The following is a 20,945-nucleotide window of genomic DNA, read 5'->3' on the forward strand; positions in this document are numbered from 1 at the left end:
CGTGGACCACCGTAGACACAGCGCCCGTCAACCGGCCAATGAATAAGCCCTAGTACGCGGCAAAGACCCCCCGCCGCGTTACGCGGCGGGGGGTCTGGCCCGAGGGTTCAGGCGTATTGGCGACGCAGCGGATCGAGGCCGAGCGCCTGGGGTGTGGAGGGTGAGTCGCTGTCGCTGGGCTGGGGTGTGTCGTCGCGCCGACAGACGAGGGCGTCTGGGTCGTCTGGTGGGGGCTGGAGGCTGTAGCCGGCCGGGCAGTTCTGGCCGTCCTTGCCGTCGGCGCCGTCCTTCCCGTCTTTGCCGTCCTGGCCCGCCGGTCCGGCCGGTCCGGCTGGCCCGGGCGGTCCCGAGGGGCCTGGCCGGCCATCAGCGCCGTTGGCACCTGATGCGCCGGCTGGCCCGGTCGCGCCGGCGGCCCCCGGTGCCCCGGTCACGCTGGCCCCGTCGGTCCCGTTCTTCCCGTCCGTTCCGGCGCGGCCGGCCGATCCGGACGGGCCCGGCGGTCCAGCTGGCCCCCGCGGGCCGGTCACGCTGCGGCCGGGCTCGCCGCGGCTGCCCGGCGGACCGGCTACCGGCGATGCGCCGAGCCGCTCAACCTGCGCAGCCAGCGCATCGCGCGCATGGTTCGCGGTGGCCAACTCCTCGTGCAGTGCGACGAACTGGACGACGAGCAGGGCCAGGCCGGCGAAGAGGACGACGACCATTCCGGCGATGACAGCCTCAGCGCGCGGCAGCGTGAGCCGCCGCAACTTGTTGCTGTGCTTGGCGTCGCTCACTTCCCCACCACCGCCCAGATCGCGATGACGCTGGAGATGAGGCAGATGGCCACCGGCACGATCAGCTGGTAGAGGCGCGCTTGCCGTTCTGCGTCGCGGCGCTTGGCCTCGTCGCGCTGGTAGGCCTCGAACGCGTCCTCCAACTGGGCGGACTCGGTGCCGCACCTCTGGATGTCGGCCTGGAGCTGGGAGATCCGCTGCTCGACGTGGGTGGTCTGGATCGTGTAGACGTCCAGCGACACCATCTTGTCCAGCCGCGAGTTCAGCTCAGAGAATCGGTTGTCCAGGCTCTGCTGGAGTGAGCCGATGAGCCGCCCGAGTTCGCCGTTGGATGGCTCATCGGTCACTGGAGGCATCCGTCAGAGGATCTGCGGCGACTCGGCGGTGGGCGGCGCCGGCGTCTGCGGCCGGTTGGGAACAGCCCAGGTGAAGCCGAGCCCTCCGAGGACGGACAGGACGATGGTGACGGTTTCGGCCGCCGTGATGTGGCCGTCCTGCACGGCGGCCGCCGCGGTTCCGCCGCCTGCCACGACGGCGGCGACGACTGCCTTCCAGTAGCGGGATACCTTCATCGCTCAGCCCTCCTGGGGGTTGGTGACGGTGACGGTGGCCTTCAGGCCGTTCAGCTTGGCCACGAGCGCGGCCTCCAGGGCGGCCGGGTCGAGGGCGGCGAGCGCGGCCTGGAGCTGCTTGACGCGGTCGAGAGTCTCGCGGATGCCCATGACCTGGGTGTACTGGGTGTAGGTGCCCGTCCAGGTCGTGTTGTTCGGGGTCTTCCCGTCGGCCTGGAAGTAGTCCGTGTTGTTGTACGGCGGGGCGGCGGCCGGGATCACGTCCGCGGCCCAGATCCGCTTCAGGTCGCTGTCCTCGAGCGCGCCGCCGCCGGCGAGGAGCTTGGTCACCACCGCGGCGGCGACCTTGTCGATGTCGTCCTGTGTCAGTGCCACGTCTACCTCCTGGGATCCGGCCCACGCGGCGAGCGCGGCGCGGTCGGTGAAGTTGCCGAGGTCGCGGTCGGTGCCTCGGATGCCGTACTGGTGGAACAGCCACGGCGCCTTGATGCCGGGTTTGCCCGCAGCGTGGTTGGGGTCGGCGATCCATAGCCCGTCGCCGCAGTAGCCGGTCTTGTCGACGCCGGTCCAGCGGGCCACGTCGCAGTAGAGGATGCTGCGGTGCCCGGACCGCAGCTGCTTCACGGCCTTGATGAAGCTGTCCTTGTCGGCGTTGCTGGCCAGCCCGCTCGCGGTGGGCTCCCAGTCGCAGGCAAGGATGTCGCCGGGCTGACTCACCGCCTTCTCCACGAAGAAGGAGGCCTGCTCCTGGACGCTGCCCGGGTGCAGGAAGTGGTAGAAGCCGACGACGCATCCGGCGGCGCGGGCGTGCGCGGCCTGGGCGGCCATGAGCGGGTTGACGTATGACGTCCCTTCCGTCGCCTTGACGAAGACGAAGCCCAGCCCGTTGGTGTCGTACGTCGCGCTCTGGAACGAACTGACGTCGATGCCCTGAACGGTCATGAGATCACCGGCCAGGACCAGGTGCCGGGCTCGTCGCCCTGGCGGCGGGACGTCGCCCAGTAGGCGTCGGGACCGTCCAGCAGGACCTGGAGGTTGACCGCGTCGGCCGGGTTCCCGGTGAACACGCGCACGACGACGGCCGGGTACCGGTCGCCCTCGCGGACGAAGTTGCCGTTCTGCCCGTTGTGGGAGCGCTGCTGGGCAATGTGCCGGGCGTCGTCCTCGGTGAGCTTGTACAGGACGATGCGGCCGGGGGTCGGTTGAGACATGGGGCGTTACTCCTTCGAGCGGTCAGGCCGGGATCCACGCGCCGCCGCGCACCCAGCCGTGTGTGCCGCAGCAGGGCCACAGCAGGGAGGGCTCCAGGTGCAGCGGCTCGGTGGAGATGAGGGTGTGCTCGGGGGCGGCCTGAGCCATCCATCGGCCCTGCTGGCTGCACCAGTGCCAGAACCAGGGGTTCGGGTCGGCCGGGTCTGCTCGTAGATGCTCGGGGACCCAGCCGTAGGCGATGTCGGAGGTGAGCTGATGGATCTCGGTCCACCAGTCGCACCACATCGGCGGGGGATCGTTGCGGTCGGAGAAGGCCACCGGACGCTCCGTCTCGTCGTTCACCACGGGTGGATGGCGAGCTTGAACTGGGCGTACAAGATGCTCCGGGGCACCTTGTCGTTGTGCCGGACCATGAACCCGAGCGGCGTGCCCTGATACACGCTGATCTCGTGGTGCTTGGTGAAGTACTGGTATCCGCCCGACGGTGGCCGGTCGTCCCGGCCCGTGTCGTTCATGGGGTCGGTGGTGAAGCCGAGCGGGTCCCGCATAAAGACGTCACGCAGCTCGGTGTAGGCGCCGGCCTCCCACTGGACCTCGGCGCTCAGGCTCCCCCAGCCATCGCAGTACGGCCAGATGAGGCCGGCTCGCTGGTCGGTGCTGAGGGCGGTGACCCCGTCCGGCTGAGCCGGATCGTGCATCGCGAGATGATCGATCTGATCCTGTTCGAACGGGAAGATCAACAAAGTGTCGACGTTGGGCTGGATCAGCTGGTCCGGGGTGGCTGACAGCGAACACACATAAACCGTCACATCAGTCTCCTGAGGGCTGGTCGGCGAGAGCGACACCGAAGGTGAGCCGGAAGTAGCCCTGCACCTGCCTGGTGAGAGCAGCCACCTGGGCGGCCGTCGCGTCGGTTGTCACGGTGCCGGCCGCCACGGAATCGAGGTAGGTCTGGTTGTCGGCCAGGTCCGTGTGGACCTGTACCAACAGTGCGGCCTGAGCCGCGCGACGGGCCTCGTCGGCGAGGGCCTCGTCAGCACTTGCGTTCTCCGCGTCGGTGAACGGCCTCTCCTCGACGAGGGTGCCGCACTCGTACCGGCGGTAGGTGCGGGAGGGCACATCCCACTGCTCGATGACGGAGCCGTCCTGCGCCTGGCTCGTGTAGGGGGGCGCCGGATCGGTCTGCGGCGGACTGGCCGCCGGATCATCGGTGTCGGCCACGGCGCCCCCTAGAAGAAGCTTTCGACGATGACGACGCCGTCGGCGCCGTTGCCACCGTTGAAACTGGTGCCGGTCGTGGTGCCGCCCTGCGCCCCACCGCCGCCACCGCCGAAACTCTTGCCTGCGGTGCCTGCGGCGCCGGACAGGGATGCGGTGCTGCGGCGTGTGCCTGCGAGGACCGTGCCCCCGCCGGACGACTGGCAGCCCGGTAGGCCGCCCTGGACGTACCCATTACCGCCGTCGGTGCCCTGAATGAGAATGTCGCCCGTCGTGCCGTTCCCGGCCAAGCCACCCGTGACGACGTTGTTGCCGGAGGTGCGGGCCATGGCTACGCCCTGTGCGCCTCCGGCTGCCACGACCAGGGAGCCGAACGAGCTGGAGCCACCGGCGTTGCCGTCGTTGGCGCCTGCGGCGCCGCCCGTGCCGCCCGTGCCGACGGTGACGGCGACTGTGCTGCCGAGCGAGGATGCCATGAGGACGGACTCGGCGTAGCCTCCTCCGCCACCACCTGATCCGGAGGCGCCTTGTCCGCTCGTACCGCTGGGGACTCCCCCGCCGCCGCCTCCACCGCCGATGACCCGGACGCGCACCCACTTAGCGGATGTTGGCTTCGTCCACGTGCCGCTGGTCGTGAAAACCTGCCGGTCGACTGGGCTCAGCTGCGGATCGATGGACGCCGCCATCGTCTGCATGTGCTCCCAGATCCGGGCGTGGTCCGTCGACTCCGGGTAGGTGATCCCGTGCGACGTCTGCTGGCTCATGAACTGCGCCTCCAGTAGAGCGTGAGGGTCCACGCGGCCGACCAGGAGCTGCGTCCTGCAAGGCGGATGTAGGGATCGTCGGAGCTGACCGTGATGCACAGGCCGCCGCGGCTGCCGTCGACGATGGCCTGCCCCCACGAGGTGGGCAGCGTGAAAGTGACCTCCGACGGCGACACGTGGCCCTGCACGCCGAGCGCCGGGCCTGCCGTGGACTCGTTGAGCGTGGGAAAGCCACCGGGCCGGGTGGACTGGCTGACAAGCCGGAGCGTCGGCGACCGCTTCCCGTAGTCGCCAGACGTCAGCCTCCGCAGGCGGACGGTGGCCTTGGTGACGGTGGCACCGGACAGCGATCGTGGCTTGCTGCCGTAGAACGCGAAGCCGCTGTTGCGGCCCAGGGAGCTGCCGCCGTATTTGCCTTGGAATGTGTCGGCGCTGGTGGAGGAGCCGGTGTCGGTTCGCCAGCTGCCGTCTCGCCATGTCGACGTCGCTGTTGGGGTGCACACCAGGGAGCCCGTCGTGGTCGTCGGCTTGGGTGGCGGCGAGCTGTCGCCGAGGGAGGTGACCGGGGGATCACCGGCCGCTGGCGGAGTCGGCGGCAGCGCTGGCGCAGCGCTATACGCGGCGAGAGCCCAGTACGTCGAACCGCGGCGGGCGATCAATAGTTTGTCGCCGACACTGAACGACAGTCCGGTGACGGTTCGGACGGTTACCTGAATGCCGCCGATGCTGGCAAGGCACGCCCCGCTCACGGCCGTTGTGACAGCGACGGCTTCGATGGTTCCTTGGCCGGCGAGACTGACCCGGGTGTCGGCGAAGTCCGCCATGATGCCCCCTCTACAGGACTCGGACGGTCAGGCTCATTTCGCCTGGTGAGTAGGGCAGCGACAGCGTCTCGATCACGCACGGTGCGCCGACGAGTCCGGCTCCGGTGGCGGAGATGACGTCACCGGTCACCAGGCCCGGGTGAGGAACCATGCTCACCGCGAGGCGGCGGGACGAAGCGCGGCGCAGCTGGAGGAGCTGGGCGGCTGCCGCGGCGCGGCACTGAGAGACGGTCGTCATCAGCGGTGACGAGAACACGTACGGCACGGGCAACGGGTTGAAAGGACCGCCGTACCGGTAGGGCGAGGCGCTGTCCAGGTCGTAGACGACGCCCTGGAGCTGGTTGCCGCTGCTGTCCTCGCCTTGGGCGATGACGACGTTGAACGCACCGTCGCGGTTTCCGCTCCCCTGCCAGCGCACCACGGTGCCGCCGACGCCGTCCGTGAGGGTCAGGACCGGGGTTCCTCCGTCGATGAGCTTCTCGACGAGGAGGATGCCGTCCTCAGTAACGTAGGCGTCGGCCGCCCAGGCCGACAGGAGTTCGGTGAGGCCACCGAGGCGGTCGCTGTCCCACTGCATCCCGACGGGCACGGACTGGTCGGTGAGGAGCCCGTCGACCTGCACGGTCAGTGCGGGCTCGACGAGGGAGCGCACGGTCGACGAGAACGTGCCGGAGGGCTGGAACGGGGAGACGAATTTCGCCTCGTCGATCAGGGTGAGCAGTCCCTGGGCCGTGACGCTGACGGTGTCGCCGTCGGATCCGACCTCGGTGATCACGAACCAACCGCGATCGACCCACTCAAAGTCGCCGCCGACGTCGACACCGTAGGAGATGTGGAGCTGCTGCCCGAAGGCGGCGAGTGGATGGTCGGGATCGGCCTGCGGGTCCCAGTTGAAGCCCCTGTCGCGGCACGGCACGCTGAGGGAAACCCTCTCGGGGATGTTCAGCGAGCGGTCGCGGTCCTCCTGGCCGCCGGCAACGGGGATGTCGGCGGCCAGGAGTTCACCGTCGCGCCAGGACTCGGCGCGGACCTGCATGGTGTAGCTGCGCTGGACGATGGCCAGCGCAGCATCGGACATGTCGAGCACGGCATCACCCGAAGTCGTAGAGGGCGATGGCGAGCAAGCTGCTGAAGTCGGCCGCCAGGTCGGCCAACGTGCTGTAGTTGTTGGCGATGTCCTGGAGGGTGAATCCAGCCGCCTCCAGGACGTCGGGCCAGTCGTCGGCCCGGACGACATTGAGCTGGAACCACCTGAATTGGTCGTACCAGGTGGGGCTCTCGGTGTCGTCGAGCAGGGCGTAGGAGCCGTCCAAGCGCGGCAGACTCACCTGCCGCCGGATCAGCAAAACGCCCTCGGTAACGTGGTCGAGCAGATCGTTGAGGGCATCGCCGTCCTCGTCGGTCTCCGTGCGCACCGTGACGGTCGTCGAGGGCGCAGAGCGGGGCCGACCGACGACGACGATCCGGCCGCCAACGTTGAACGTCGTGGCCTCGCGGTCGCGTTTCCAATCCAGCGGCGATTCGATGTGCACCAGAGCGCCGACGCCACGGATCGCGTCCGAGACGACATCGGCGTCCACGGTCGAGGTGATGGGGTCGGAGTAGACCGTCCACTGCTGCCCGTACAGGTCAGTCAGCACGGCCGCGTAGGTCATCGAGACCCCGAACGGCTGCTCGGCGTCGACTCTCAGCAGGGAGGACTGCCCAGTCACATCGATGCCGGTCGCGGCCCTGACGGCCGTCAGGTTGGTGTCGACCTGTCGATACAGCGTCACGGTCGTGATGTCGTCGCCGGTCAGACCCGTCGCGGACACGAGGTTCCGTGGCGGAAAGGCGGTCTGTGCGATCGCGGCGACATCCGAACTGGCCTCCCGGATACGGAGCGCGCCGGCGACACCGACGGACGCTGCCGCCAGGGTGGCGGTGATCGTGGGAGCCACCTGCGCCGTACCGGATGAAACGGAACAGGTAGCGAGCGCACTCGACAGCCCGTTGCCCGTGGTGACAGCGGCGTCGGCGCGCTCGGTCACCGTCCCGAAGGTGATTCCCGCCGCGGTGACTGCCTCGGCCGTGTAGGAGTCCGCGCTGGAGGCGACGCCGTACCCGAGGACGACGAAATCGCCGGCCTTGAATGTCAGAGCCATACCGCCGACCACGGAGAATGCCGTGCCGGAGGTGCTGTCGTCGGCGCCGGATGCAGCCCACCGCCAGCCGGTGCCGGCGGTGCGGGCCAGGCTGATGATGCGGGCCGCGATGACGGACCCCGCCGAGCCCGAGGGGATGACGGTGGTCGGGTTCGGCTCACCTCCGGCCAGGACGCGCGCGAACCACGTCTGCCTCCGCGGGCCGGCGGAAGCGCCGAAGGTGCCCCCGCCGCCCGAGAAACTGCTGATGAGCGACCAGCCGGACGGGGTGGTGGGAATGCTGTCACTCGGGTGCCCGGAGAGCACCTGCATGAGCGCCAAGTTGCCGGCGGAGCCCACGAGCGCAGGGGTCACCGTGTCGGTATGGACCGCCTGCGCACCCGTGCTCCCGAAGGTGATAGTCACCCCCCTGCCCTCCGTCCAACGCGCGCGCGGTACGCCTGCCGGTTCTCGGAGGTGCGGATCATCGGCTGGACGGTTCCCTTGATGACGCCGATGAGTTCACCGGAGTCGAGCACCAGCTGACCGTTCACCTCGTGCGGCCGGCTGGCCTGAGCCTCCAGCGCCGCTGCCAGCCGATCCCACAACTGGTCTTGACCTTGGTTGCTGCCACCGGCAGTCGGTACGTAGCGGCGACGGATGGACACACCGGTAGCGGTGTTGGCGAGCCGCTGGGTTGCGGCACCGACGAGGTGGCCGTGCATGTCGATGCCGTGGGCCATTCCGAGGACGATGTTCTTGCCGACCTCGTCCCGGAACACCTGCGAGGGGCTCTTGATCTTCAGGGCCCTTTTGATGGCCTTGACCAAGTCCTTGGCCACGGAAGCCATCTGCTTGCCGAGCGCCTTCTCCTGCGACTTCAGGCCGGCCAGGAATCCCTTGCCCGCGTCTTTGCCGCTGTCGTACATCATGTCGGCCATGGACCGGCCGAACGATGTGGCGAGCTTGCCGCCGCTCTTCACGAGCTTGTTCAGCTTGGCGATGTCCTGTGTCTTGACGCCCTTGCCGCCGAGGATGGTCGCGAGCTGACTGCCCGGCCCGGCGTCGGCAAGCTGTTGCAGCAAGGCCTTCGACGCACCGCGCGCCTTCAGCCTCTTCGTCAGCGAAACGAAGCCCCGGGCGGTCTTCTGCTGGCCCCCCATCTGGGAGATGAGGTCGCCGACGTTCGACGCGGACGTCCCGCTGATGGACAGAAAGTCGTTGATGCGCCCGGCCTGGTCGCTGGCGTACTGATTGGCCGCTGCGATCTTCGCCTTGACCGAGGCCCGCTTCGTGGCGAGCGCTTCGAGCTTCGACCCCTTCTTCTCGACGGATGCCGCCGTCCGGTTGTAACCGGCGTTCAGCAACTTCGTCGCCAAGGACTTGATGGCCGAGGCGATCGACGACGACGTGCCCGTCGCCAGGGACTTCTGGAGCCCGGTGGCAATCGAGTTGGAGATCGAGGTCTTCGCGGACCGCTGGGCGTTTCTCAACGCGATCTCGGCGGCCTTCAGCTCCTTCTGGGCGGCCTGGAGGCGCTTCTCCGCCGCGGCCTCGCCCTTGTGCCGCCGCTTGGCGCGGGATACCGCGTCCTTCGCGTCCTCGACCTTCTCCTTGTCGCGGCGGACCCGGTCGGCGGCGTTCATGATCGTGCCGCTCGCGTACCCGGGCAGCTTGATGCCGTGGGTCTTGGCGAACGCCATGGAGTCCTCGTGGTTGAGGACATCCTCCCCGCCCTTGAAGTTCACCAGCTCGGCGCCCTTTTCGCCGACCCAGGCGAGGCCCTTGGCGGCGCCGCGCGTGCCCTTCGCGTACCAGTGCGGCGACCGAGCCAGCCATTGCGAGTAGGCGTTGAGCGGGTTGCCGTACCGCTCGGCGATGTACGACAGGCCCCACTTGATCTGGGTGGCCGGGTTGGTCTTCCAGTCGGCACCGGCCGACGCCATCTTGCTAGCGGGGAGCGACTGGGGGATGCCGTAGGCGCCGCTGCTGCTGTTCAGCGCGCGCTCGTTCCAGCCGCTCTCCCCGTTCCACAGGTTCTTCAAGGCGGCCCACTGCGGGCCGCTCCAGCCGCGGAGCGCGGCGAGGGTGGCGCCGATCTTCTGGTTGGCGGACGAGCCGCCTCCTCCGCCACCGAGCCCGAGCATGCCGAGGACATCTCCGCCGAGACTGCCGAGGGCCTTGAGGGCCTTCCCGGGCAGCGACGAGACGGACACCAAGCCCTTCTTGACGATCGACGCGAGGGCCTTGGGCATGCTGCCGAACACCTTGTGAGCGATCGCGGCGCCGCTGGTGCGGGACATGCCCTTGATCAGGCCGGTGACCAGGTGGCCGCCGATGCCCATGAAGACGCGGCTCGGGCTCTTGATCCCGAAGAAGTGCTTGACGCTGTAGACGACGGGGTCGACGACGACGCTCTTCAGCCAGCTACCGATGCCCCGCATCCTCTGTGAGACACCGCTCTTCAAGCCTGCGATGAGGGCGGAGCCCTTCGAGATGAGCCAGGTTCCGGCACGCGTGAAGGCGTTCCGTGCCGGGGCGGTGACGTGGGAGGTCATCCAGCCACCGATCGATTTTCCGATCGAGTTCGCCCCGGACTTGAATCCGGACACCATCGCGCTGCCCTTGCCGGTCAGCCAGGACCCGGCGCGGGCGAAGCGGCTGGTCACCGGTGTCACAAGGTGGCTGACGATCCAGCCGCCGATGCCCTTGGCCGTGTTCAGGACGCCGTTCTTGAATCCGGCGACCAGATTGCCGCCGATCCCGGTGAATACCTTCGACGGGGATGCAATTCCGAAGCCGCTCTTGACCCAGCGGATGACAGGGTCGACGAGGTGGCTCTTCATCCACGAGCCGATGGATTTCAGTTTCGACCAGGCGCCGCTGATCAGCGACTGTGCCAGGTTGAGGCCGGTCTGATAGAGGGTGAATCGGCCGAACGTCTTCACGATGGCACGGATAAACCGATTGCCCATGCCGGGCACTTTGTCGACGATCGCAGATCCCAATCTGGAGATCATCTCGCGGCCCTTGCGGACCAGTGCTCGACCCAGGTCTTCGAGACGGACCGGCAACAGGAGCAGCTGGTCACTGAACCACTGCGCAACCTTGGGGAAGCGTGACGCGAATGCGTCACCGAACTTCGAAACGATCCTGCTCACGAAGCGGTAGATCGCTCCGAAGAACTTGGGGGCGAGTTCCCCGATCTTTTCGCCGAAGGGGAGGATCTTCCCCCACGGGATGCGGGTGAAGATCTCGCCGAGCTTCCCCCAGGGGATCCGCCCGAAGAGCTTCCCGACTACTCCGAAGAGCTTGCCGAACGGCACGATGGCGATGGTCGCCAGAATCACGTCGAGCCAGTGCTTCTCCCAGAATCTGGCGGTGAAGAGCGGCTGGAACAGGTTGTTCACGAAGCCGATGGCGAAGGGCAGCGCGATCGCGCCGAGGCTCTTGCCGACGTCGACGAAGTCGATCTGGCCGATGGCCTTGCCGAGCTTGGCCGACAGCTCAGCACCGTGGCCGACGATCCACCCGAACGCCTTGCCCAGACCGGCTCCGAGGACGGGCCCGAACTTGCCCCAGTTGACGTGCATGATGCCGTCGGTGAACGCGATGCGGACCTGCTCGCCGATCTGGCGGGCCAGCGACTTCGGGGCCTTCGGCACCTTCGGCATCTTGATCAGTGGCGCGCTGAGCCCCGACCCTCCGTGCGGCAGCGGAGCGAGCGGCGCGCCGAGCCGACCGGCCTCGGGCGCGACTTGACCGGCCCCGTAGTGCGGGAGCCGCTGCATGGCCCGTCCCGTCCCCCTGGTCGAGGACGTCTGAGCCGAGCCGAGGTGCGGCGTGTCCAGCACCGTGGTGGGGAACTTGTCGATGGGTGACTTCGGCACCGCCGGCGCCTTCACCTTGGCGCCCGTCAGGCCACCGATGAAGTCGCCGATCCCGCCCTTCCCGCCGAAACCGCCCAGGAAGCCGGAGACGACCGACTTGGCCTCGCCGATCGCTGACTTGATGCGATCCACCGGGATGATCTTCCCGACGGCGTCGGCGAAGCGGTACGTGGCGGGCATGGCGTCAGTGGCAAGGAAGTGAATGAAGCTGGTCACCGGCGGCAGCACCTTGGTGCCGACCCGGATGCCCATTACCTCCAAGTTGCTTGTGAGCAGGTGCCATTGGGCTTCAGCGGTCTTCCGCTGCTGTTTCACCGCGTCGTCGAACTTGCCCGTGCTGCGGTTGATCTGCTCCTGCTTCTTCTCCAGCACGTCCAAGTTGTTGAGCATGAGCAGGATGCCGGAGCTGGACCGACCGCCACCGAACGCCCTGGACAACAGCTGCGACTGCTTCGACGCCGACATCCCCGACTTGTCGAGGTGCTCCTTCAACAGTCCGATTGCGCCGATCAGACCCTTCGGACCGCGCATGGCCTCCGCGAGGTCGAGGCCGGTCAACCCGATCTTCTTCAACTGCTTCTCGGCAGCCCCGGACGGGGCGCCGAGCAGCGAGAAAGACATGCGCAGGCGAGTTGCGGCGCTCGCACTGTCGATTCCCTCATCGGTCATGAGGGCCAACGCGGCGCCGACTTGTTTCATGGAAAGACCGAAAGTTTTCGCAGAGGGCAGGATGCCAGTGCCAATTGCCGCATTAAATTGGTCCATTGACATATTTCCAGCGCCGATAATTGCATTTACGGTGCTGACTGCCTCATGAAAACTCGTGGCGCCCTTAATGCCCGTACGCCAGGCGCCCGCCAGAGCATTTGTGGTTTCTTCCAAATTGGCGTGACCGACGGCCGCCAAATCAGACGCTTCCTTGAGCGCCTTCATCGCGGACACGTTGTCCATGCCCACCGACTTGAGGTGGTACAGGGACTCGGCAAGGTGCTGCGGGCCCTGCTGCGTAGTGGTGCCCAGGTCGAGGACTTGCTTCGAGAGGAGCTTGACGTCTTTCTGGGTGGCACCCGCCTGCGTGGAGATGCGGGTCATCTCCGCCTGGAACTCCATGGCCGACTTCGCGCCCTCGGCCAGTCCGGCGGCCAGGCCGACCGCCACCGCCTCGCCGACCACCTTGGCGGTCTTGCCGAGCTTGGCCAGGGTCGACTCGGTGCCGCCGGCTGCTCGGCCGACCTGACGGAACGTGCGCGACGCGGCATCCCTGGCGATGAGGGTGTAGATGATGCCGGTGCTCGCCATGACGCCTCCCCTCAACGGGTGTCGGTGTCATGGCCAGTTGCGCTGCGGCTTCGCCGCCGGGGAGGAGGAGCTGTCGTTCGTGGCCTTCTCGTCTTCCTCAGCTTCGAGGGAGTAGAAGATCTGCCACTCGATCAGCTCTCGGGCTGAGATTCGTCGGAGGAGTTCGGCGACGGTGTACCCGAGGGCTCGGGCGAGGACGAAGTGGAATCGTCGCCCGGACTCGGGGTCTCGGAGTTTCCCTCCATCTCCTCCTGCTCGTCCTCGGACAGGCCGGACAGGGTCTGTGCCACGTCGTACAGCCGCTCCAGGACCCGGCCGGACTTCGCCCCCAGCTCGGCCGCCTCGGAGTCCTGGAAGAGGCGCTCGCCGTGGTCGTCGACGAGGCACTTCACCAGCAGCTTGGCGTGCATGCCCTGCTGGATGAGCACGGGCTCCATGCCCCGCCCGTCCATCGACCGGCGGAACTGCCTGATCGAGCCCTGGAAGTCATCCAGCTCGTCACCGGTGAGACCGCGCACGATGACGTCACCACCCCACTCGGGGACGGGCACGGTCTCGGTGGGGATGTCGTTCGCCTGCACGATGGCATCGCGGGAAAGCGCCACTGCTGCTCCTAGCTGATCTCTCGGGTGATGTCGTCCAGGACACGGCTCACAGCCCGGCGGGCGAGTGGGCCGGCGGTCCGGACGGCGTTGTAGAAGTACGGCTGTTTCGGCTGGTCGACCCAGACCTCGCGGTTACCGAACACCGGGTGCCGCCACCGCTTCGTGCCCTCGACCATCGACGGCAAGGACTTCATGCGGCTGGGCATTTTGCGGCCGTCGACACGAATGGCGACACCCGCCTCACGGCCGGAGGTCTTGACCTCGATGCGGGTCGCCCGAGCCAGCGCGGCTCGCAGCCCGTCGGGGCTGTAGGCCTGCTGGGAGGGGATGTTGCGGATGCTCCGCCGAACCTTCGGCACGAGCGGCTGGGCCGCCTTGCGCAGCTCCCGGCGGAACTTGGCCTTGAGCTTCTTGTCGTCCATCGCGCGCAGCTCCCGGACGATCCTCCGCAGGTCACCGCTGTCCCGGACGAAGATGCTCACGGGATGGTGACGTTCTCGGCCGGCACGTTGGTGATCGTGTACTGGAACGTCATGGATGCCGGGTTCTCGATGTCGCGGGACTTCGGGACCGAGCTGACCTTGACGGGGAAGACGTCCATCTTCTGCCCGGTCACATCCCCTTCGGGGAAGATCACGATGTAACCGGCAGCGTCACGCGGCATGAGCGTGCGCGCGTCCGAAGAGTTCGAGGACGCGTACAGGGTGATGCTGGAGTCGTCCGCGGTGATCCGCCCCGGGATCTTCTTGACGAACCGGCTGCCCAGATCGGGGGTGTCCTGCTGGTCGGACGATGTGGCAAAGCCGGAGACGGCGCTGACCTCGGCGGTGAGGTCGGAGCCAGCGTTCAGCTCGGCCCGGCTCGGGGACAGGTAGTTGCTGATGCTGGCGACCCAGTAGTAGCGGGTTGTGCCCGGCGGGATGTACCGCGATGTCGGGGCGATCGGCGTGGCCACCATGGCTCAGCTCTCCTCTTCCTGGGGGGCCTTGGCGCGCCGCGCCGGCCGCTTCTTGGGTTCCGCCGACTCGTCGGTGCCCGACGTGTCTGCTGCGGCGGTGTCGGTGTCGGTGTCGACCGACAGTTGCTCGGCCTCGTCCTGGGCCTGAGGCTCCTGGTCGGCCTGCTCGGCCGCGGCGGCGGCCGCGGCCGCCGCCGCGAGGGCCGCGCGCTTGTCGAGTTCGTCTTGGGGCACCAGCTGCCAACCCGCCGCGGTGTAGTGCGGCATGGCGTCCCGGCGCACCTCGATCTCCTGCTCCGCGGGCAGGGTCGGGTGGCGCAAGACGATGGTGTCGCTCACGGGACCCTCACCACCGCGACGGTCACGGAGGCCGTGGCCGAGTAGTTGATGGTCGCGAGCCCCGTCGTCGGATCGGCGTACAGGCCGGGGATGAGCGGGATGATGCCCAGGCCGGTGGTCGCGCCGACGGAGAAGGTGCTGTCGGCGATGGCGAGGCGGCCGTCGACCTGGCCGGGCGTGGTCAGGGTCACGGTGACAGCGGACCCGCTGGCGTTCTTCACCAGGAGGAAAGTCCCGGCGCCACACGCTGCGGTGTCTCCGTTGGTGGCGGCCACGGGGGCCGAGCCGACGTCGAGCCCGACATTGGGCACGACCTGGGTTACGAGCGCGGTCATCGCGCCTCCTGTCTGGGACGGACGGAGCAGGTGAGGGTCAGCGGCCGGTGAAGGCGTCGCAGGTGACGGTGAAGGTGATGGCGGCCTGGGCGCCCTGGTCGACCTGGCCCTGGGAGAGCTGGTGGGCGGAGACCATGGCGCTCATCACGGCGCCGCCCAGCGAGCGGTCTGTGGCGATGGCTGTCGCGGCCGCGGTGAACAGCTCGTACGCCCGCTTCCGGGCGGCGGCCAGGTCGGTGCCGCCCTGGAGCACGGCGGCAACGCAGCGGATGGTCAGCTGCTCACGGTCCGGGTTGCCGCCGAGCCCTTCCCGCATCACCAGGGCTTCGGCGTCGGAGGCACCGTCCTCGCCGGTGTAGGCGACCGTCACCACCTCGGTGACACGGGCCTGGGACACGGAAGCGCCGTCGCGGATCGCGACGCCGGTGAGGCCCTCGGCCGTGGTGAAGGCGCGCACCAGGGCGTCGATGGCGGCGGGAAGTGTCGACGTCCAGCCGGGCATCAGGCCACACCCGGGAGCGGGGTGTCGAGCAGTTCCAGCGCACGGTTCGGGATCGCGTAGCCGCGGCTCGGGGTGTACGTCTCCGTGTCGCCGCCGAACTGCACCTGCATCATGCCGCGCTGTGTCTCCCACAGGTGCTGAATGATGATCTTCGCGGCGAGGCGGACGTTGGCCCCGACCACGGTGAGGCCGGCCTGGTAGATCCCGACCGCCGTGCCCCTGATCGTGGCTCCGAGGAGAGTGACACGGCCCGACTCTGGGTCTACGTGCGCGGCGCTGGGACTGACGTCCCAGGAGTGTGAGCCGTCGAGAGAAGTCAGCGACGTAAGAGAGATGACCGGCACCGACCGGAGCAGGAACGACCGCACTGGCCGGTGGAAGTCGAGTTCGTCGACGATGGTGCGCGGCTCGACGACTTTCCCGAGCTGCTTCTCTACCGCTGCGGTGGCCGCGTCGATGAAACCGAGGAGTTCGACGTCGTCGGCGGTGTTGTCGTCGGGGATGTTCAGCTGTGCTTTGGCGGCGGCCAGGCTCACTATCGCCACGTGGTCACCTCCGAGGTCAGGCCGGCATGAGTTGCCGGATGGCGGTTGTGATCCGGCGGGCGAGGTAGGCGTGGCCGGCGTCGTTGGGGTGGACGGAGTCGGCGCCGATGTAGCCGGCCTGGTTGGCGCTGTTGATGAACGCGCCGTGGGTGGCGACGAGGTTGCCTGCGCTGTCGTAGCAACTGCCGGTGAGAGGGCTGACGAACGGGATACCGGCGCCTGCGGCTGCCGTTCGCAGGGTCGCGTCCGTGTTCTGGAGTGACGCCGCTGGGCTGGCGGTCGGGGACCAGCAGCCGAGGACGTACATCTGCGCGGACGGCAGTCCGGTTTTGATCGTCGCGTACAGGCTGTCGGCCGCCGTCTTGATCGCGGGCTGGCTGGCGCCGTTGTCGTTGTAGCCCGCCCAGATGATGACCCGGTCCGGGGCATTGCCGATGACGTCTGTGGCGACGCGGTCGGCGAGGATCGCGTAGGAGCCGGCGGTCACATACCCGGTGCCGCCGCGGGCCTCGTCCCAGACGTCCGACCAGCCCATCCGGCGGGCGAAGCGCTGCACCCACGTACCAGCGCCGCCGCCCACATTGTTCGAGGAGCCGTCGGACAGAGAGTCCCCGAAGAGGACGGTGCGGCCGCCACCCGGGGCGACCGGCCACAATGCCGCGGTCGGTGGGAGGTAGATCCCTCCCAGGGGGACGGTGTAGAAGTCGAAGCGGACGGTGCGCAGGGCTGCCGAGCCGAAGTCGACCGTCATCAAATGGGTGGAGCCCGCGGTGGTGCCGCCGATCGGCTGCATCGTGTCGGTGAGCTTGCGGCCGTCGACCGATATCCGGTAGGCCCCCGCGATCTGGTAGTTGAAGCGCAGCTGGAACGCGGAGGCGTCGGTGGTGAACTCCATCGACCACACGGCTTGGCTGCTGGTCAGGTTGCCGCGCGTCCACGGGTAGCGGCTGGTGGGGAGTACGTACGTCGAGTCGGGGGTGCCGGTGCCGATCTGGAAGTTGCCGGCGCCGAGGTAGGTCCACAGGCCGGTCACGTCGGAGCCGCTCAGGGCGACACCGGGTGGCGCCCACTTCACGTAGCCGCTGGTGGGCGTTGAGGTCTGCGCGACACTGATCGTGGGCGCGGTGCCCGTGTAGACGCTGTCCGCCACGCTGCCGTCCGGCAGGTCGCGGCGACGCCACGTCGTCAGGGGAAGGAACCGGGCGGCCGCGTACGCACGGTCGCCGTGTGGGTCCGCAGCCGCTGCGTGCGAGCTGACCTTGTTCGTCGCGTCCGCGGCTGCCGCGGACTGGGCTGATGTCGCCGCGCCGCTCGGATCCGCCTGTACGTCCGAGGCGCTGAGATTGACGATGCCCTGCTTGCCGTTGACCGAGGTGACCAGGTTGGTTGCCGGGTCGCCCGGGTCACCCTTCGGGCCCGTCGCACCGGTGGCACCGGCCGCTCCGGCGGCCCCCGGCGCCCCCGGAGCGCCTGGCGGGCCCTGAGCCCCGGTGGCACCGGCAGGTCCGGGCTCCCCCGGGTCTCCCTTGGGCCCGACGACGGGCACGAAGTTGCCCTGGAGCGGGTCGGGGACGACGACGTCGGCCAGGACGACGGTCGGCGCGCCTTTCGGGAGAGCGATGTAGCGGACCCAACCGGGCGCGTTGGTGAACATCGCCGTCACGCGATACGTCCACCCCGTCGGTGACATGCCGGTCACATCGTTGGCGGCGAGCTCCACGGAGAACTCGCCGTCCACCAACGGCACCTCGACGGCACCGCCGAGGAGGACCTGCTGCCCGTCCACCGTCACCACGTCGGGCCCAGCGAACAGGATCCGGCCCTCAAACGGCGTCCCGTCCGGCAGGCACAGCCGCCGACCGGAGGAGACCGTCACCCCGTCTACACCAGCAGGCAGTGGCACAGGTCACCCCCGATTCGTTGGCGCTGGGAACTACTTGCTGTCGGCCGGCTTGGCCGCGGCCGACTTCGACGCGGTGGTCTTGGCCGCCGTGGCCTTCTTCGCGGGGGCCGGCTTGGTGTCCGCGTTCGCGGGCCGAGGCTGGGGCTCGACGGCGGCCTCGGGGGGCCGCGCGGCCGCGGTCGTCTGCGGCGCTGACTCCTTGGCCTTCGTCTCGGGCGCCGACTTCTTCTCCGCCTCCTCGGCCTCCTCTTGCTTGTCGACGTCGTAGCCGTACTGCTCGCGCAGCACCTGGGCGACGTACTCGGCGTCCTTCGTTCGCTTTGCGCGGCGGTAGGACTCGTATTCGTCGATCAGCGCTGTCTTGTAGCGCTCGTCGATGACCTTCACAGCGGGCTCACCTGCTCGATGTCGGGGAGTTGGGCGTAGTACTGGTCCTTCGCGGCGCGACGCATCGCGGGCCGCTGCCGGGTGCGGTGCTCCAGGCGGACGTCCCACAGCGGCAGGGCGGGGGCAGCGCGGTGCACGGTGTCGTTGCCGACCAGGACCCGGGTGCTGCCGTCCTCGGCCGGGGCGGTCACGACGTAGTGGGCCTGCTGGATGCGGATGCCGGGCAGCGCCCGGAACGCGACCCGGATCGGGAACTGCGAGTCCTGGCCGTCATCGATGCCGCGCTCCCACATCGTCACCTCGGCAACGTCGTGATCGGTCTCCGTGAGCTGCTTCTTCGTGTCGGCGGGCACGCTAGTGAACACCTCGTCGGCGTCGACCCGGAGCAGCCAGTCGGTGCCCGGCTGCGCCATCGTCATCGCGAGCCGGAACATGTAGTCCCGTTTGCCGACTTCGCCGCCCCACCAGGGCTCGCGGGGAACATGGATGGTGCAGCCGATCCCCGCACCGGCCGCGGTCCGTGCGATCGTGTCGGCCTGCTCGGAGCCGGACGCCGGTTTCCGGGTGGCCCCGGGGAAGCGGGCGTACGGTCCGTCGACCGCGATCAGGTGGTCGCAGAGCTGGGCGAGTCCGGCGACGCACTCGGCGAGCCACGGCGCGGGCTCTTCGTACCAGGACAGCAGCCCGATGACCTTCATGCGTGGATCCCCAGCCAGGCGCCCCGCGGGTTGCGCAGGGACATGCCGGGCTGTCCGGTCTGCGCGCACGCGAATCCGATCTGTGCGTGCACGGACGCCGGGATGTGCCCGTTTCCGGCGTCGTGCACGAGGACCACGGAGCCCGGCTTCCCGTGCTCGGCCCACAGTGCGATCTCGGCGAAGCGGACGTCGACGTCGCTGTCGAGGATCACGAAGTCGGCCTCAGCCATGTGGTCGGCGGTCGGCGTCACGAGGTCCGGGTGTGCCGGCGGCCGCCGCCATGCCGGGTCCGACTCGACGCCGAGGAACTGGCAGGAGGTGAGGTCGAGATGGTCGGTGATGCGGCCGATCCCGACACCGGTCTCCAGGACGTGCTTCGGCTGGAGCATGCGCTGGAGCAGCCCGGCGAACCGGCAGAAGTCTTGCTCGGGCGACCATTCGTCCCACGACAACCAGCCCGGCTGGGCGTGCCGCGTGTACTGCTGCTCGTCGTGCATGGGTCTCCCGGATCAGGGGGGGCCGGGCTGGGTGCCCGGCCCCTCAGGCGGATCAGAAGGACGGGGCGATCAGGCCTGTGCCGCCGATCTCGACGACCGACTGGGGGTACCGAGCCGCGGTGAAGGCCAGGTAGCCGTAGACCTGGAGTCGGACGGTGAGGTTGCCGGAGCCGACCTCGGGCAGGACCCGGGAGCGGATGCCCGACTCGTAGAGGATGACGTCCGACGCCCGCAGGACGTGGATGACGTCCTCCGTGGTGGAGGCGCCCAGGTTGGTCGGCATGCTCGGGTCGGTGACGACCGGCAGGCCGTGCATCGAGCCGACGACCTGCTGCGAGCCGACCACGCCGAGCGTGGCGACCGCGTTCTGCGGGTTGCCGCTGTTCGGGACAACCAGGGGGCGGCCGGTGGAGTCGGATGCGGCGAGCAGGTACGCCCACCGGCGCGGGTGCATGACGATGACCGTCGGCGCCATGAAGCGGAGGGTGTGGACCCGCTGCACCGCGTCTGCGATCTTGCTGTAGAGCTTCGCGACGGACGGGGTGGCGTCGGTGTAGCTGACCGTGGTGATCCCGGCCGTGTTGCGGACACCGGTGACCTGGCCGGCCGAGCCCGAGCCGGAGATGACCTGGAGGTCGACCTTCGTGGCGTAGTCGGCGACCAGGTCGCGGAAGATGACCTCGTCGAAGCTCACCGGGGACTGGTCGAGCAGCTGGATCGCGACGTCCTGCTGACCGGCGATCGTGCGTACCGGCGCGTTGATGAACGTGTCGGTCGCGTCGGTCTCCTGCACCGGGCCGTTGTCCGCGGTCTGCACCCCGGTGGCCGTGCCGGTGGCCACCTTAGGGATGTTGATGCTGTCGGTTCCGCCGGGCAGCGGCTGATTGTTGACGACGTTTGCGTACGCGCGGCCGGCGCGGGCCAGCTCGATGTACTGGTCCATGAGCCACAGCGGCGGCACGAAGTATCCGCCCTGCCCGTCGGTGCGGGTCAGGTCCCGGTACTCGGGGTCGGTGGCGACGTCCTGGGCGTGGCGCTGGAGCCGCTCGCGGGCGGTGCCGTCGTCCATGTTCAGCTGGACGCGGGCGAGGTCCTGGAGGTAGCTGCGCCCGTTGCCCTTCGCGTAGGTGCGCTCCTCGGAGACGCTGGACACGCGGGCCTTGGCGCGCTTCACCGCGGCGGCGCCGGCGGTGACGGTGGCGGAGCGCTCCGCTTCGGCGGTCAGCTCCGAGATCCGCTCGTCGAGCTGCGTGAGCTGCCCGTCGAAGTCGGCGATCTGGCCCGTAAGCTCGCGGAACTCGGAGTCCTCCTCGGGGAGGAGGTCCTCGCGAGCCTCCTCCTCGGCGAGGTCGGTGATGGCCTTGCGCTTGGCGAGGGTGTCCTCGCGCTGCTGCGCGATCTGCTCGCGGCGGGAAAGAAGCCGCCGGAATCGCTCATCCATGAGCGGGTGCCCTTCTGGCGATACGGATCATGACGGCGGCCAGTGCCAGGCCGTGAT

25 protein-coding genes are annotated in these 20,945 nt (G+C 68.7%); all 25 read right to left on the reverse strand.

All coding sequences use genetic code 11. The annotated features are described in order from the left end of the window. Positions 1–107 precede the first annotated feature (107 nt). The 25 genes from ACIBA9_RS08250 to ACIBA9_RS08370 all read right to left on the reverse strand — a co-directional run bounded on the left by ACIBA9_RS08250 (position 108) and on the right by ACIBA9_RS08370 (position 20,888). A complete protein-coding gene (locus ACIBA9_RS08250; RefSeq protein WP_399360808.1) occupies positions 108–776 on the reverse strand; it encodes a collagen-like protein in 669 nt (222 codons plus the stop codon). After that, positions 773–1,123 (reverse strand): hypothetical protein, encoded by a 351-nt coding sequence (locus ACIBA9_RS08255; RefSeq protein WP_399360810.1) that lies wholly within the window; start codon positions 1,121–1,123, stop codon positions 773–775. The genes ACIBA9_RS08250 and ACIBA9_RS08255 overlap by 4 nt, the downstream gene beginning before the upstream one ends. A gap of 12 nt (positions 1,124–1,135) precedes the next feature. Then, positions 1,136–1,348, reverse strand: a complete 213-nt coding sequence (locus ACIBA9_RS08260; RefSeq protein WP_399360812.1) for a hypothetical protein — start codon at positions 1,346–1,348, stop codon at positions 1,136–1,138. A gap of 3 nt (positions 1,349–1,351) precedes the next feature. After that, on the reverse strand, positions 1,352–2,290 hold the full coding sequence (locus ACIBA9_RS08265) for a GH25 family lysozyme (protein ID WP_399360814.1): 939 nt from the start codon (positions 2,288–2,290) through the stop codon (positions 1,352–1,354). Then, complete coding sequence (locus ACIBA9_RS08270; protein ID WP_399360816.1) at positions 2,287–2,559, reverse strand: hypothetical protein; 273 nt, start codon at positions 2,557–2,559, stop codon at positions 2,287–2,289. Before ACIBA9_RS08270 ends, ACIBA9_RS08265 begins: the two co-directional genes overlap by 4 nt. A 22-nt stretch (positions 2,560–2,581) precedes the next feature. Beyond that, a complete protein-coding gene (locus ACIBA9_RS08275) occupies positions 2,582–2,902 on the reverse strand; it encodes a hypothetical protein (protein WP_399360818.1) in 321 nt (106 codons plus the stop codon). Continuing rightward, positions 2,899–3,369, reverse strand: coding sequence for a hypothetical protein (locus ACIBA9_RS08280; RefSeq protein ID WP_399360820.1), 471 nt, complete (start codon positions 3,367–3,369; stop codon positions 2,899–2,901). The genes ACIBA9_RS08275 and ACIBA9_RS08280 overlap by 4 nt, the downstream gene beginning before the upstream one ends. Position 3,370: 1 nt before the next feature. Then, positions 3,371–3,781, reverse strand: a complete 411-nt coding sequence (locus tag ACIBA9_RS08285; protein ID WP_399360822.1) for a hypothetical protein — start codon at positions 3,779–3,781, stop codon at positions 3,371–3,373. Positions 3,782–3,789: 8 nt separating this feature from the next. After that, the gene (locus ACIBA9_RS08290) at positions 3,790–4,542 is read right to left on the reverse strand and encodes a hypothetical protein (protein ID WP_399360824.1); all 753 of its coding nucleotides are present in this window, start codon (positions 4,540–4,542) and stop codon (positions 3,790–3,792) included. After that, on the reverse strand, positions 4,539–5,366 hold the full coding sequence (locus ACIBA9_RS08295; RefSeq protein ID WP_399360826.1) for a hypothetical protein: 828 nt from the start codon (positions 5,364–5,366) through the stop codon (positions 4,539–4,541). Before ACIBA9_RS08295 ends, ACIBA9_RS08290 begins: the two co-directional genes overlap by 4 nt. A 10-nt stretch (positions 5,367–5,376) precedes the next feature. Further along, entirely contained in the window at positions 5,377–6,444 is a 1,068-nt protein-coding gene (locus ACIBA9_RS08300; RefSeq protein WP_399360828.1) for a DUF5047 domain-containing protein, read from the reverse strand. Positions 6,445–6,457: 13 nt separating this feature from the next. Beyond that, complete coding sequence (locus ACIBA9_RS08305) at positions 6,458–7,864, reverse strand: hypothetical protein (protein WP_399360830.1); 1,407 nt, start codon at positions 7,862–7,864, stop codon at positions 6,458–6,460. Between the two features lie 47 nt (positions 7,865–7,911). Further along, the gene (locus ACIBA9_RS08310; protein WP_399360833.1) at positions 7,912–12,678 is read right to left on the reverse strand and encodes a phage tail tape measure protein; all 4,767 of its coding nucleotides are present in this window, start codon (positions 12,676–12,678) and stop codon (positions 7,912–7,914) included. A 131-nt stretch (positions 12,679–12,809) separates the two neighbouring features. Next, on the reverse strand, positions 12,810–13,283 hold the full coding sequence (locus ACIBA9_RS08315) for a hypothetical protein (protein WP_399360835.1): 474 nt from the start codon (positions 13,281–13,283) through the stop codon (positions 12,810–12,812). A gap of 8 nt (positions 13,284–13,291) precedes the next feature. Continuing rightward, positions 13,292–13,765: a hypothetical protein gene (locus ACIBA9_RS08320; RefSeq protein ID WP_399360837.1), complete on the reverse strand. Its 474-nt coding sequence runs from the start codon at positions 13,763–13,765 to the stop codon at positions 13,292–13,294. Beyond that, positions 13,762–14,241 carry a hypothetical protein gene (locus ACIBA9_RS08325; protein ID WP_399360839.1) on the reverse strand — a complete coding sequence of 160 codons (480 nt, stop codon included), beginning with the start codon at positions 14,239–14,241 and terminating at the stop codon, positions 13,762–13,764. The genes ACIBA9_RS08320 and ACIBA9_RS08325 overlap by 4 nt, the downstream gene beginning before the upstream one ends. A gap of 3 nt (positions 14,242–14,244) precedes the next feature. Beyond that, positions 14,245–14,580 carry a hypothetical protein gene (locus tag ACIBA9_RS08330; RefSeq protein ID WP_399360841.1) on the reverse strand — a complete coding sequence of 112 codons (336 nt, stop codon included), beginning with the start codon at positions 14,578–14,580 and terminating at the stop codon, positions 14,245–14,247. Continuing rightward, positions 14,577–14,915 carry a hypothetical protein gene (locus ACIBA9_RS08335; protein WP_399360843.1) on the reverse strand — a complete coding sequence of 113 codons (339 nt, stop codon included), beginning with the start codon at positions 14,913–14,915 and terminating at the stop codon, positions 14,577–14,579. Before ACIBA9_RS08335 ends, ACIBA9_RS08330 begins: the two co-directional genes overlap by 4 nt. Before the next feature lie 37 nt (positions 14,916–14,952). Continuing rightward, complete coding sequence (locus tag ACIBA9_RS08340; protein ID WP_399360845.1) at positions 14,953–15,417, reverse strand: hypothetical protein; 465 nt, start codon at positions 15,415–15,417, stop codon at positions 14,953–14,955. Next, entirely contained in the window at positions 15,417–15,962 is a 546-nt protein-coding gene (locus ACIBA9_RS08345) for a head-tail connector protein (protein ID WP_399360847.1), read from the reverse strand. Before ACIBA9_RS08345 ends, ACIBA9_RS08340 begins: the two co-directional genes overlap by 1 nt. A gap of 16 nt (positions 15,963–15,978) precedes the next feature. Then, on the reverse strand, positions 15,979–17,838 hold the full coding sequence (locus ACIBA9_RS08350; protein ID WP_399360849.1) for an SGNH/GDSL hydrolase family protein: 1,860 nt from the start codon (positions 17,836–17,838) through the stop codon (positions 15,979–15,981). 57 nt (positions 17,839–17,895) lie between these two features. Next, complete coding sequence (locus ACIBA9_RS08355) at positions 17,896–18,252, reverse strand: hypothetical protein (RefSeq protein WP_399360851.1); 357 nt, start codon at positions 18,250–18,252, stop codon at positions 17,896–17,898. Continuing rightward, positions 18,249–18,950 (reverse strand): hypothetical protein, encoded by a 702-nt coding sequence (locus tag ACIBA9_RS08360; protein WP_399360853.1) that lies wholly within the window; start codon positions 18,948–18,950, stop codon positions 18,249–18,251. The genes ACIBA9_RS08355 and ACIBA9_RS08360 overlap by 4 nt, the downstream gene beginning before the upstream one ends. Continuing rightward, positions 18,947–19,447, reverse strand: coding sequence for a hypothetical protein (locus tag ACIBA9_RS08365; RefSeq protein WP_399360855.1), 501 nt, complete (start codon positions 19,445–19,447; stop codon positions 18,947–18,949). Before ACIBA9_RS08365 ends, ACIBA9_RS08360 begins: the two co-directional genes overlap by 4 nt. Before the next feature lie 52 nt (positions 19,448–19,499). Next, entirely contained in the window at positions 19,500–20,888 is a 1,389-nt protein-coding gene (locus ACIBA9_RS08370; protein ID WP_399360857.1) for a phage major capsid protein, read from the reverse strand. Positions 20,889–20,945 lie beyond the last annotated feature (57 nt).

This window comes from Streptomyces sp. NPDC051452, assembly GCF_044454765.1.
In the GTDB taxonomy this organism is placed as follows: domain Bacteria; phylum Actinomycetota; class Actinomycetes; order Streptomycetales; family Streptomycetaceae; genus Streptomyces.